This window comes from Paraburkholderia sp. IMGN_8, from assembly GCF_038050405.1.
In the GTDB taxonomy this organism is placed as follows: domain Bacteria; phylum Pseudomonadota; class Gammaproteobacteria; order Burkholderiales; family Burkholderiaceae; genus Paraburkholderia.
Genome location: NZ_CP150901.1, coordinates 3,140,011 through 3,152,567 on the forward strand (window position 1 = coordinate 3,140,011; position 12,557 = coordinate 3,152,567).

The following is a 12,557-nucleotide window of genomic DNA, read 5'->3' on the forward strand; positions in this document are numbered from 1 at the left end:
CTGGGTTCGTGAGCACCATGAAAATTGCCATCGCAGGCGGTTCGATAGCAGGGCTCGCATGCGCGTTGACGCTCACGTGCACGGGTCACGACGTGCACGTCTACGAACGCTCCGCCACGCCGCTTCGAGGGCGCGGCGGCGGTGTCGTCGTACTCCGGCAGATGCTGCGCTTTCTCGAGGACCATGGCCACCGAACCCGCGCGATGCTTGCGGTGCCCACCCACCGGCGGCGGTGGATCGACAGCGAAGGCCAGGTGATTCGCGACGACCCTGAGTTGCTGCCGTTTTCATCGTGGGATGCGGTGTACCGGTCGCTATGCAGCATGCTGCCGCCCGGCGCCATTCACTATGGGCGCCACGTCGCGAGTGTGGCCGAAGACGCACACGGCGTGGACATCCGCTTCGACGACGGCTCAGCGCCGGTTCGAGCCGACGTGCTGGTCGCCGCCGACGGCACCGGCTCGCGGCTTCGGTCCATGCTTTTTCCCGGCAGCGTTTCGTCGTATGCGGGGTACATCGCGTGGCGCGGTGTGGTGAACGAAAGCGCTTTCCATCGTGACGATGTCTCGGATCTGATCGAGAACATGACGCTCTATCAATCGGATGCCGAACTATTCATGACGTTCCTCATCCCCGCGCTGGACGGCTCGCTCGAAACAGGCGCACGCCGCTTCAACTGGCTCTGGTACAGGAACGAACCGGACATGTCGTCGGTCGGCGCGTTTCTGACCGGCCGCGACGGCCAGCGCCACCATGCATCGGTTGCGCCGGGCGAACTGTCGGAGCCGTCGCTCGCATTCCTGCATCGAACGGCGCGCGAGAGACTTCCCCACACCTTGTCGCAACTGGTGGCCGCGACGGACACCCCTTTCCTGCAAGCCATCTCCGATGCGTTGAGCCCGTCGTTCGCCAAAGGGCGCATCGCGCTGGTGGGCGACGCCGCCTGCACGCTGCGGCCGCACACGGGCTCGGGCACCTCGAAAGCCGCCGGCGATGCGGTGAGCCTCGCCGAAGCGCTCGCGACACCCACCGCGGATGTCGTACCGGTGCTCGACGACTGGGCTGCGCGGCGCCGGAGCGCCGTCGAACCGCTGATTCTGAAGGGTCCACGGCTGGCTCAATCGTTCGGACTCGGCTACCCGTCGCACTGAGCGGAGCATCGCCATGGCGCTTAAGGCCGAACATGCTGGCCGAATACCGCGCTCCGCGACGTTCAGGACATCTCGCTAGTACCGCTTCAAGCCCGGTTAAGAAGAATTAAGCATTCTGAAGTTCAATACAGACGCCAACGCCGTACGATCCAATCCTGTGATGTCACGTCACGCATCGTCTTGACTGCACATCCACCAACATCACAAGAATGGAGAAAAATTGACTAACCCTTCCGGAGTTCCATCGGCAAATCGCCGGCAGCTACTCGTTGCAAGCGCCGGTGCCGCCGGCGCGGCAGTCGCCGCGATGGCGGCACCTACTGTCGCGATGGCTGCGGCATCCGCCGGCGCTAGTGCGCACGCGGGCACCTCATCCCACCCACAGCATGGAGAGCGTCATACCATGAACACGGTCACCACCAAAGACGGCACGCGCATTTTCTTCAAGGATTGGGGCAGCGGCAAGCCGGTGGTCTTTTCGCACGGCTGGCCACTCGACGCCGACGCATGGGACGCACAGATGCTGTTCCTCGTGCAGAAAGGCTATCGGGTCATTGCTCACGACCGCCGCGGCCATGGCCGCTCGGACCAGCCGTCCCACGGCAACGACATGGACACCTACGCCGACGATCTGGCTGCCGTGATCAACGCGCTCGACCTGAAGGGCGCCACGCTGGTCGGCCATTCGACGGGCGGCGGCGAAGTTGCGCACTACATCGGCCGCCACGGCACCTCGCGTGTCGCCAAGGCGGTGCTGATCGGCGCCGTGCCGCCGGTCATGGTCAAGAGCGAGAGCAATCCGATCGGCTTGCCGATGTCCGTGTTCGACGGCATTCGCGCGAGCGTCGCGAGTAACCGTTCGCAGTTCTACAAAGACCTTGCCGTGCCGTTCTACGGCTTCAACCGGCCCAACGCGAAAGTCTCGCAAGGCATGATCGACGAGTTCTGGCGCGAGTGCATGCTCGGCTCGATCAAAGGCCAGTACGAATGTATCAAGCAGTTCTCCGAAGTCGACTACACCGCGGATCTGAAGAAGATCGATGTGCCGACACTGATCCTGCATGGCGACGACGACCAGATCGTTCCCATCGACGCCTCGGCTCGCCTGTCGGCCAAGCTGGTGAAGAACGCCACGTTGAAGGTCTATCCGGGTGCGCCTCATGGCATGTGCTCGACCGACGCCGACAAGGTCAACGCCGATCTGCTCGAATTCCTGCAGAGCTAATGCAGGTTCGAGCGCGCGTCTGGTTGAACCAGCGAAGCGCTCGATGCAAAGGTGTAGTGCGGCGCGCCGGCTGCCTGGCAGCCCCAGGCGCCGCGTATCGCTCACAGAAAGCGACGAGCACTATTACAGCCGATTCGAAAGCGCCAAGGAGTTAATTTCGCCGCATTACGAATACTACGAGAAACATTTAGCTCAAAGTACGCACCTTTTATTACAAACTACTCCATAATGCAAACTTCTTACATCTCTTAATTGCTGGCTAAATTACCCTGGCAGCGGGACTGCAGCGCGACGAACCGAGGTGATGAATCATGGTCAACGATACTCAGACTTCCTCCGCCACGGCAGCACGACCGAAAGACTCGCTGGGGTGCCTGTCGAACCAGCTATACAAAGACCTCGAACTCGACACGGGTGAGTTCAAGTTTTATCGCAAGTGCACGCGCGACGGCAAGACGAGTGCGGTCGACATGCCCGCCTCCGATCGCGGCCTCCTTATCGGCGTGTCGCTGAGAAGCGGCCATAGCCGGCGCATTTTTTCCGGGCACAGATGGGCGTCGCACGACTTCGAAAAAGATTCGATCTACGTTCGTGATTTCGCCGATGACTACCGGGCCGAGTTGTACCGCGGTTTCGATTTCGTGCTGATGGAGTTGTCGCGTGTTTTCATGGCGAACGCCTGCTACGAGCGCAGCGGATCGAGCACACCGCGCGTTTCATCTCTGGCAGGCCGCAAGGACCCGATCCTTGGGCACCTCGCGCAGATATTGTCCCTTACGCTGGAACGCCAGAGCGAGGCCAGCCCGCTCTTTGTCGAACAGTTGGGCGTCACGATCGGGACACATCTGATCGATCGGTACAGCAACGCACCGTCTGAGTCGAATAAGAAAAACCGGCGGCTCTCGGGTTTGCACGAGGCGCGAGCCAAAGACATGCTGCTCGCGCAAGCACAGGGCAATGTTTCGATCGAAGAGATCGCGAACGCTTGCAATCTGTCGCGCAGCTATTTCATCCGTGCGTTTCGCGAAACCACGCATCGCACCCCCCACCAATGGCAACTCGAGCGGCGTATTGATCGCGCGCGCGATCTGCTCAAACACTCGGACTTTTCCCTGTCGGAAATCGCCATTGCCTGCGGCTTTTCCGATCAAAGCCACTTCACGCGAACCTTCTCGCAGCTGGTCGGCAAGCCGCCCGGCGCCTGGCGTCGACAGACGGGCCGTTAAGCGGCGTGCCCTTCGCGCGTTTGATCAGACGCCAGGGCCTGTTCACATGTGAACAGGCCCTAACGTAGTGATCGATCAGCGGTGTTGGTGCAGGCGAATAGATTTTCATACAAAGCATCGCACTAACCGACAAGACGCGCTGTATCGGCCGAGGTACTTTCGAACACGTCGACGGCAGCCGTTCGTGTATGCCTGCGCCCAATCGGCACCTCACACCATTTCCCTATCACGCTCATGGTTCCTCAAATTGAAAACGACATGATCGAACTAGGCCGCTTTCAAATCGATCTGGAAATGCGCGCTTTGCGGCAAAACGGCGAAGTTGTGCAGCTTGGGTCCCGCGCCTTTGACATCCTTGCCGTGGTCGCATCGGCGGGCGGGCGTCTCGTCACGAAAGACGAGTTGATGAGCGCAGTCTGGCCGGAAACCATCGTCGAAGAGAACAACATCCACGTTCATCTTTCGACGCTGCGCAAAATACTCGGCCCAGACCGGGACCTGATCCTCACCGTACCCGGCCGTGGGTATCAGCTTATTCAACGGCGGAAAAAATCCCTGCCGGAACAACCCAGCTCGCCTGCACCCGCCGGGCGCCCTTTGCCGCTGCCCAAGACTCGCCTCGTCGGGCGCGACGCAGCGCTCACGCAAATCCGCGCGATGCTGGAGCAAACGCATGTACTGACGCTGGTCGGCGCCGGCGGCATCGGCAAAACCAGTCTCGCGATCGAAGCGGCCCGTCAAGCGGCCGCGGACTTTCCCGAGGCTGTCTGTTTTGTGGAATTGGCCGCGACGAGCACCCAGGAAGGCGTGCTGACCGCAATACTGGAAGGCTGCGGGCGGCCCATCGAGGGTGGGCGGCCCAGCGTCGCGCAGGTCGCGTCGGCGCTTGCTGGAAAGCGTCGGCTGCTGCTGCTCGACAACGCGGAACATGTGGTGGGCTATGTCGCGGAAACCGTGGAAGCGCTGACTGCGGCAAACGATTTGCTCCGCGTGCTCGTGACGAGCAGAGAGCCGCTTCGCATCATGCCCGAAGTCGTGTTTCGGGTTGATCCTCTGGATGTGCCGCCACCCCATTCCACCGATGCCGAAATTCTGCAGCAGCCGGCGGTCAATCTGTTTCTACTTCGCGCCCATTCGTTGCAGCGGAACGTGGGCGCCGATAGTACGGAGATTCGGCTTGTCGGGGAGATCTGCCGTCGGCTGGACGGCATTCCGCTGGCGCTCGAGCTGGCTGCGGCTCGCGTCGTAGCACTCGGTGTGGAAGGCGTGTACCGGCGGCTGGATGACCGGATGGCAATTCTGGCGGGCGGGTACCGGACCGCGCTGCCGCGCCATCAAACCTTGCGCGCGACATTCGACTGGAGCTTCGCGCTACTCGATTCGCTCACGCGGTCGCTCTTCAGGCGTGTCGCCATTTTCGATGGCGTGTTCGCTTTCGAGGCCATGTGCGCGGTGGCGTGCGACGCCGAGCTGACGGTGGCAAGCGCGATCAGCGGGATTACCGAGCTGGCGGCCAAATCCCTAGTCAATATCGAGTTCGACGGTCCGGTTGCGAAATACCGCCTGTCCGAATCGACCCGGGCGTATGCGTTGGAGAAACTGCAGGCCGAAGGCGAGAAACAAGAGATCGCTGCGCGTTACGCCCGCTATCTTTCCAGTGATCTAGAATGAAATCACGCAACCTAAAAACCGCTAAAGATTTATCTGGACTAGCGTCGATGTAGATGTGATTCTGCCCCGTCGAAAATCCAGCCTATAGGAGGGATGCCGTGTCACCAAAAAACGATGAGTCCCATCAAACGTTTCGCAAACGCCTGTTGTGGTTCGTTGCATTGTGGCTGCTCGGAATCACCGGGACGGCACTACTCGTGCTGCCGTTTCATTTTCTGGTCGCTGCAGCAATGCATCACTAGCATGAACACCTTTTGGGGAGCCAATGAACCCACGCGCTCCGCGCACGTGATCAGACAAGTTTTAGAAGTGCGGAAACATCATCGTCGGGAAGTGCTTTAAAGCGATTTGCCACTTCGCCGCAGTCGACTTGTACTCTCCCCAGGATTTCCGAAGTGCATTTTTTTAACATCGTCACGATCATCCGAACCCGTGGCGGCACCGGACGTTGCGCCTGGATCAGCACATTCAGATCCAAAGGTAGCGCCTCGAATTGCGGCAGTATGCGGACCAGCTGGCCGTCTACGAGCGCATCGACGCACGCCGGCTCCTCCAGCACGCCGATGCCGACACCCGCGATGATCATTTCATACATGGGCCGCCAATGACTGGCCTTGATTGCGGTATGGATCGGCGCGCTCTCCACAACGGTCGTCACGTGTCTGAGCGGCAACTGGTCCGTGCCGAACATGCCCTGGACTCGGATGAACGGGTGTTTTACCAGGTCGGACGGCTCAGTAATTGGACCGTGTTGACTCAGATAGCCCGGCGCAGCAACGAGGACGCGCCCAACCTGACCGAGCTGGCGGGCAATGAAGGCCCCTTCTCCGAGTTGCCCAAGACGGAAAGAAATGTCCACGCCCTCCGTCACGAGATCGACGATCCTGTCGTTCAGGACCAGTTCCAGATCCAGCTGCGGATAGACTCCGCGAACGAGCGTCAGCGCCTCCGGCACGACCGTCTCGCCAAAGCAGTGAGGCGCCGCGACGCGAATCGTTCCCCTGAGAACCTGCTCGTCGTTCGACACTTCAGCGACCGCCTGTTCCACGGCGTGCAGAATCATCTTGCTACGCTCGTAGAAGGTAACGCCGTCGGGCGTGCAATTGAACGCGCGGGCACTACGGAGCAGGAGCCGGCAGCCAAGGTACTTCTCGAGCCGCTCGATACGTTCGCTCGCGGCAGGCTGCCCTATATTGAGGTCTCTCGCCGCGCCGGAGATACTCCCGCGCTCGACCACCCTGACGTAAATGCGCATGGCTTCCAGCAGATTCATCGTGCCCAACCCGCCTTTGCGCCAATGTTGCTTCTTCCCTTCGGTTTTGCCTCTTTCATGCTTTGGCTCCAATCGTTACGCATCGCAAGGTCCTGGCGTCAGGACCCGGCACCGTGCATTCAATGGAGGAAAGAGTAAGACCGGAGCGTCAGTCGCCGAGTGCACAAATCGGCCCGGTTCGCGTCAGTACAGTTCTGCTACGATCTCGGCACCGGGCGACGGCTTGTCGGCGCGAGCGCGCGCAAGCCAGGAGGGCGGCCGGTACAACATGCAGCAGCGAAGCGCCAGGGGAATCGTCCGATGAATCTCTATGAGAAGCTTGCAGACGATATCGAGCGGTTGATCCGGCAAGGCGTGTACCGTCATGGCGAACGCCTCCCATCGGTACGGCAGACCAGCCAGCAGCATCGGATCAGCGTCACTACGGCTATCCGCGCGTATTTGCTGCTCGAAAGCCGTGGCCTGGTGACGAGCCGGCCCCAATCGGGCTATTTCGCTAACTTCCGGAACGACGAGGGCGAGCGCAAGACGCTCGAGCTCCGGCAGTCGAAACCGATCCCGATTTCGTCGACGGTCGACGTCAGCCGGTTGGTGCTCTCGACGCTGCGCTCGATCGGTGTCGACGATGCAGTGCCGCTCGGTTCGCCCTATCCCGATCCCAGTCTGTTTCCTTTCGAAAAGCTCAACCGATACGCCTACGACGTGGGACGGTGCAAGGCGCTGTGGGGCGTGACTGATGCGCTACCGCCTGGCAATCCGAAGCTCGTGCGCCAGATTGCGCGCCGCTACCTCGAGAACGGCATGGCAGTCGATCCGAACGAGATCATCATCACGGTCGGCGCGACCGAGGCGATCAATCTCTGCCTGCAGGCGGTCGCGAAACCCGGCGATGTGATCGCTGTCGAGTCACCGACGTTCTACGCGATGCTCCATGCGATCGAACGGATGGGCATGAAGGCGATCGAGGTGTCGACTCATCCGGAGCACGGCATCGATATTGAGGCGCTTGCTGCGATCGTGGAGTCGCAGCCTGTCACCGCCTGCATGATCATGCCGAACTTCCAGAATCCGCTGGGTTTCCAGATGCCCGACGAACGCAAGCGCGAACTGGTCCAGTTCTTGACGAAGCGGGACATTCCGGTCATTGAGAACGGTGTCTACAATGAACTGCACTATGACGGCACGCACCCGAGCACGTTGAAGTCCTTCGACACGAAGGGGCTGGTCCTTCATTGCGGTTCTTTCTCAAAGACCCTTACGGCAGCCTACCGGATTGGCTGGGCGTTGCCGGGCCGCTATCGCGATCAGGTCGAGAAACTCAAGTTTTTGAACACGTTGACCTCTCCGTCGATTCCTCAACTGGCGATTGCGGAATTCCTCGAGCGCGATAGTTACGAGCACCATCTGCGAAAGGTTCGGAAGGCATATGCGCAGCAGGCCAACCTCATGAAGGCGATGGTTTCGCGTTTCTTTCCTGAGGGGACGCGCATGTCCAACCCCGCGGGCGGATACGTGCTGTGGGTCGAACTGCCGCCTAAGGTCGACGGGATGCGGCTCTATAAGCTTGCTCTCGAGCAGGGCATCACCATCGGGCCGGGCTACATGTTCTCGATCTCGGAGGCGACCTATCGGAATTTCATCCGCCTCAATTACAGCAGCCCGTGGTCGAGCGAAATCGAGCAGGCGGTGATTACCGTCGGCAAGCTCGTCGCGATGTGCGCCCGCTAGCAACACGCTGACCGCTGCCTGAGCTCGCCTGGACGCGAATGAGCCTCAGCCCCCCGTAACGGGCGGAAAGAACGCGATTTCGCTGTCCTCCCGCACGACAAACGTCTCGGCGACCATCTCCTGGTTGACGGCTGTGCGGAGCGGTCGGCCCACGCGCAGCGCTTCGGCCATCCGCTCGTCTCTCGACGCGAGCCTGACCCGCAGGCAGTCAACGGTGAGTTCGGAAGCGTCGATGTGCACGATCTCCTGCGAGATGCCGAGTTGTTCGCGAACGCTAGCAAAATACCTGATGGTGAGTTTCATTCGTGTGTTCCTCTTGCGGCAAGCGCTGTGGCGCATGGCGCATCAACCCCAACGCAGCATCGACCGTTCGTCGCTCGTCCTGGCCTCGACCCATCTGAACGCGCCGTCGCGCCGGATTTCCTTCTTCCAGAACGGCGCATGGGTCTTCAGGAAGTCCATCAGGAATTCGCATCCGTCGAATGCGTGCGTACGATGCGGCGCGGCGACCACGACGAGTACCACCGTTTCGCCGAGCGCGACACGACCGACCCGATGCACGATCTTCACCGCATCCAGGCGCCATCGAGCGGCCGCCTCCTCGACGATGCTCCAGAGCGACTGCTCGGTCATCCCTGGATAATGCTCGAGCTCGAGCGCGACCACGTCGTCGAAATCACCGCAATGACGCACTACCCCGAGGAAGTTCACGATCGCACCCACGTCCGGATTGCGCATGATCGGCGCAATTTCCGACTGGATATCGATCGCCTGGTGCTGGACACGCACTTCCAGGCCCGATGCGATGGCGACCTGCGCATGCGCCGGACCGCTTGCACTATCGTCGACATACGGGGCTTCAGGGTGTGCCCGATCATTGAGCGGCGTGGCGGCTCGTTGGAGCGGTGTTGTCATGGCGGCTCTCCAGTCTGTGTCTGCTTCGCAAGGGCTGGCCAGGCGTCAGCCGCCGACCAGCGACATGCGGACTGTGGGATAGACTTTTCCCGATTCCAGCCGGTGCTGCGTCGAGCGAAGCTCGGAGTAGCGGTCGTCGCGGCGGATCCACCGGCTGCGGACGGCCATTGCCAGTTGCTCGACTGAAGCGGTGTCAGTGAGCCAGGGCCTGAGGTCCGTGCCATGTGTGGCGAAAAGGCATGAATAAAGTTGACCGTCGGCCGATACGCGGGCGCGCGAGCATGTCCCGCAGAACGGCTGCGATACGCTCGCGATGAATCCGACTTCGCCTGCACCGTCCGCATGGCGATAGTTGACTGCGGTGCCCGTCTGTTCACGAACGACGATGGGGATCAGGGGGAACACCGATTCGACGATGTCGCGCGTCTCACGAGCCGTGATCACTTTCGTGTTCGACCAACCGCCCGCGCCGCCAACGTCCATGTATTCGATGAAGCGCACGGCCACGCCAGTGCCTTTGAACAAGCGGACGAGCGGCAGGATCTGGCTGTCGTTGGCGCCTCGCTCGATCACCGCGTTGACCTTGACCGGCTCGAGTCCGACCGCGCGCGCTGTCTCGATCCCGTCCAATATCCGCGACACGGGCATGTCGACGTCACTCATCCGGCGGAATACGGCGTCGTCCACCGCGTCGAGGCTCACTGTCACGCGGCCGAGGCCGGCGTCGCGCAGCGAGCGCGCCTTCGCGGCGAGCAGGGAGCCGTTTGTCGTGAGCGCGAGCGCCATCGGTTTGCCGCTTGTGGTCGTCAGTTTCGCGAGCTGTTCGATCAGGGATTCGAGCCCACGCCGCAGGAGCGGCTCGCCGCCGGTGATGCGTATTTTCTCCACCCCGAGCAGAGCGAACGCTCTCGCGAGCTTAAGGATCTGTTCGAACGACAGGCGCTCCGAAGACGCCAGGAACGGATAGTCTGCGCCGAAGCTGTCTCGCGGCATGCAGTAAGTACAGCGGAAGTTGCATTGATCGATGACGGACAGACGTAAATCCCGCAGCGGACGATCGAGCGTGTCGAGGGTAGGCGTCGCACCGCCGATGGATACGCGACGGCGGGATGCAATATCTGCGGGTATGGGCTGGTCGATGATGTTCACGATCTATCCGAAAGTGGGCAGCGTGCGGTGTGGGACGGAGCAACGGCAGTCATCGTCCTGATCGGAAGAACGGCCGCTCCGTGAATGACCTTCTGGCAGGATAGTGGGTCGGCCCTGCGGATGGGACGCACAGTCCGTACCGAATTCAAGGAGTACAGTTTTGTGCGCCCTGTCTGGTGTGTGGCGGCCAGCCAGCCGACGCGCGTACTGCTGGGCAGGATGATCGGATGCGTGGACAGGCACACCCGATCGACACACCTTAAGTCAGTTGATAATCGCGCACCGGTACGACCTCGTCAGGCAGTTCACATTCACACAGTTCGAGAATCGATCGTTCGATGGTGCGGGTCATTGCATCGAGCGCCAGCGCATTCGGCGCGACACTAAACGGCTCGGCGACTTCACTGGCAATCGCTTCGAGCGCGATTAGCGTATAAGAAATGAAAACACAAAGCAGAGGTGTGAAGAACTCCGTCGAATCGACGAGACCGAACGGCAGCAACACGCAATAGGCGTAGACGGTGCGGTGAAGCAACACACTGTAAGCAAAAGGAATCGGCGTGGATGCGATCCGTTCACATCCTCCAATCGTCCTTCCCAATTCGTTGATCTGCGCGTCGAACATCCAGAGTTTCGTGTCCGTTGCCAATCCCCGACCTTGCAGACCGGCGAAGTCGCGGCGAATCTCATTGAGAAGCGCAACCGGTTTGTAGCAGGTGTGCTGCAACGCCTCGGTTCGCGTGCGGCCGAGCAAGCGAAGGAGATCCGGAGTCGGGTCGGTCTCGCGCAACTGGTGCTTCAGCGCATAGACGCACGCAATCAGGGTATGGGCCATGTGAAGCTTGTCAGCGCCCTGCGGGACGTAACACAGCCTCTGCGAGGTCAGCGCGCGCGCCGAGATCAAGAGGCTGCCCCAAAGATGGCGCGCCTCATTGAACCGCTCGTAGCTTGCGTTATTGCGAAACGCAAGGAAGATCGCGAGAGCAAGGCCGAATAACGTGAAGGGCGCCGTGTTAAGCGGAATCTTCTCGCCGAAAATGCGTCCTTGCGTCAGCACAGCGAGGCTGCTGACAGCCCCCATGAAAATCAGCTGGGGAATGATCGACTGCAACACGGAACCGTTCCAGATAAACAGCAATCGGAACCAGTTTTGTCCTGGCCTCACAATCATGATGTGCTCTTTTTAGTGTACTGACTGCGCCGTCACCATCAGTGGTAGCCGGCATCCCCTTCCCGCACCTTGCCCCGGAATACGCGGTACTGCATTGCGTTGTAGAAGAGGATAACCGGCAGCACGATCACTGTGCCGACCAGCGCAAAGAGCTGGCTCGAGTGGCTCGACGATGCTTCCCAGATCGTCAGCGACGGCGGAACGATGTTCGGCCAGATGCTGATGAGCAAGCCGCTGAAGCCGAGAAAGCACAGCGCGAGCGTGAGAATGAACGGCGTCGCTTCGTGCTGCAACCGCAGCGAGCGGAAGATACCCCACACACAGGCGATGACAAGGATCGGCACCGGCAGGAACCAGCCGAGATTGCCGCTTCCGAACCAGCGAAATGCAACCGCGGGCAATCCCATCACTGTCCAGAGACTCACGATGACAATCGCCCCGAGCAGAACGCTCACGAGCGGCCTCATCGCGAGGCGCATGTTGCGCTGCAGTTCGCCATCCGTCTTCAGGATGAGCCACCCGCAGCCGAGCGTCGCATACGTGATGAGCACGCCGATTCCGCAGAACAGGCTGAACGGCGAGAGCCAGTCGAACGGGCCGCCGGCGAAACGGCCATCGACGATCTTGATGCCTTGCAGCAGTGACCCCAGCACGATTCCCTGGCAGAGCGCCGCGAGCGCGGAACCGCCCATGAAGGCGAGATCCCAGGCATGCTGGGTCCGGGTGGCCGTGGCACGCAGCTCGAAGGCCGCGCCGCGGAAGATCAGGCCCACGACCATCAGGATCAGCGGGAGATAGTTCGCCGGCAGGAGCGTCGAATAGACCACCGGGAACGCCCCGTAAAGCCCAGCGCCGCCGAGCACGAGGAATGTTTCGTTGCCGTCCCAGACCGGTGCGATGGTATTGAGCATCACTTGCCGATCGCCTTTCGCCTCGAAAAACGGAAACAGCAGGCCGATGCCGAGATCGAATCCGTCCAGCATCACGTAGATGAAAACGCCAAGTCCGATGATCGCGGCCCACACGACAGGAAGATCGATTTGCATGG

Annotated in this window: 10 protein-coding genes and 1 pseudogene; 5 read left to right on the forward strand and 6 right to left on the reverse strand. The window is 60.9% G+C overall.

Annotated features, from left to right (window positions below; all coding sequences use genetic code 11):
* Positions 1–17 precede the first annotated feature (17 nt).
* The 4 genes and pseudogenes from WN982_RS35410 to WN982_RS35425 all read left to right on the forward strand — a co-directional run.
* Complete coding sequence (locus WN982_RS35410; protein ID WP_341316646.1) at positions 18–1,151, forward strand: FAD-dependent monooxygenase; 1,134 nt, start codon at positions 18–20, stop codon at positions 1,149–1,151.
* 403 nt (positions 1,152–1,554) lie between these two features.
* The gene (locus WN982_RS35415; protein WP_341316647.1) at positions 1,555–2,376 is read left to right on the forward strand and encodes an alpha/beta hydrolase; all 822 of its coding nucleotides are present in this window, start codon (positions 1,555–1,557) and stop codon (positions 2,374–2,376) included.
* 311 nt (positions 2,377–2,687) lie between these two features.
* Positions 2,688–3,602, forward strand: a complete 915-nt coding sequence (locus WN982_RS35420) for an AraC family transcriptional regulator (protein WP_341316648.1) — start codon at positions 2,688–2,690, stop codon at positions 3,600–3,602.
* A gap of 258 nt (positions 3,603–3,860) precedes the next feature.
* Positions 3,861–5,258, forward strand: a pseudogene (locus tag WN982_RS35425) (winged helix-turn-helix domain-containing protein); the annotation flags it as partial.
* Positions 5,259–5,565: 307 nt separating this feature from the next.
* Here WN982_RS35425 and WN982_RS35430 read toward each other — a convergent pair.
* A complete protein-coding gene (locus WN982_RS35430; protein ID WP_341316649.1) occupies positions 5,566–6,546 on the reverse strand; it encodes a LysR family transcriptional regulator in 981 nt (326 codons plus the stop codon).
* Positions 6,547–6,846: 300 nt separating this feature from the next.
* On the opposite strand from WN982_RS35430, the gene WN982_RS35435 reads away from it, so the two are divergent.
* Entirely contained in the window at positions 6,847–8,274 is a 1,428-nt protein-coding gene (locus WN982_RS35435; protein ID WP_341316650.1) for a PLP-dependent aminotransferase family protein, read from the forward strand.
* A 45-nt stretch (positions 8,275–8,319) separates the two neighbouring features.
* Here the strand turns inward: WN982_RS35435 and moaD are convergent, their stop codons facing one another.
* The 5 genes from moaD to cydB all read right to left on the reverse strand — a co-directional run bounded on the left by moaD (position 8,320) and on the right by cydB (position 12,555).
* Positions 8,320–8,577: a molybdopterin converting factor subunit 1 gene (gene moaD / locus WN982_RS35440; protein ID WP_341316651.1), complete on the reverse strand. Its 258-nt coding sequence runs from the start codon at positions 8,575–8,577 to the stop codon at positions 8,320–8,322.
* Between the two features lie 42 nt (positions 8,578–8,619).
* On the reverse strand, positions 8,620–9,189 hold the full coding sequence (locus tag WN982_RS35445; protein ID WP_341316652.1) for a molybdenum cofactor biosynthesis protein MoaE: 570 nt from the start codon (positions 9,187–9,189) through the stop codon (positions 8,620–8,622).
* Between the two features lie 45 nt (positions 9,190–9,234).
* Positions 9,235–10,305 carry a GTP 3',8-cyclase MoaA gene (gene moaA / locus WN982_RS35450; protein ID WP_341319527.1) on the reverse strand — a complete coding sequence of 357 codons (1,071 nt, stop codon included), beginning with the start codon at positions 10,303–10,305 and terminating at the stop codon, positions 9,235–9,237.
* Positions 10,306–10,597: 292 nt separating this feature from the next.
* Positions 10,598–11,509 (reverse strand): bestrophin family protein, encoded by a 912-nt coding sequence (locus WN982_RS35455; protein ID WP_341316653.1) that lies wholly within the window; start codon positions 11,507–11,509, stop codon positions 10,598–10,600.
* A gap of 38 nt (positions 11,510–11,547) precedes the next feature.
* Positions 11,548–12,555 (reverse strand): cytochrome d ubiquinol oxidase subunit II, encoded by a 1,008-nt coding sequence (gene cydB, locus WN982_RS35460; RefSeq protein WP_341316654.1) that lies wholly within the window; start codon positions 12,553–12,555, stop codon positions 11,548–11,550.
* Positions 12,556–12,557: the final 2 nt, after the last annotated feature.

Excerpts from the sequence above, each read along its gene's own strand:
- WN982_RS35455 (WP_341316653.1), bottom strand. The coding sequence starts at position 11,509 with ATGATTGTGAGGCCAGGACAAAACTGGTTCCGATTGCTGTTTATCTGG.
- WN982_RS35435 (WP_341316650.1), top strand. The coding sequence starts at position 6,847 with ATGAATCTCTATGAGAAGCTTGCAGACGATATCGAGCGGTTGATCCGG.
- WN982_RS35420 (WP_341316648.1), top strand. The coding sequence starts at position 2,688 with ATGGTCAACGATACTCAGACTTCCTCCGCCACGGCAGCACGACCGAAA.
- WN982_RS35430 (WP_341316649.1), bottom strand. The coding sequence starts at position 6,546 with ATGAATCTGCTGGAAGCCATGCGCATTTACGTCAGGGTGGTCGAGCGC.
- WN982_RS35415 (WP_341316647.1), top strand. The coding sequence starts at position 1,555 with ATGAACACGGTCACCACCAAAGACGGCACGCGCATTTTCTTCAAGGAT.
- WN982_RS35445 (WP_341316652.1), bottom strand. The coding sequence starts at position 9,189 with ATGACAACACCGCTCCAACGAGCCGCCACGCCGCTCAATGATCGGGCA.
- moaD (WP_341316651.1), bottom strand. The coding sequence starts at position 8,577 with ATGAAACTCACCATCAGGTATTTTGCTAGCGTTCGCGAACAACTCGGC.
- cydB (WP_341316654.1), bottom strand. The coding sequence starts at position 12,555 with ATGCAAATCGATCTTCCTGTCGTGTGGGCCGCGATCATCGGACTTGGC.
- WN982_RS35410 (WP_341316646.1), top strand. The coding sequence starts at position 18 with ATGAAAATTGCCATCGCAGGCGGTTCGATAGCAGGGCTCGCATGCGCG.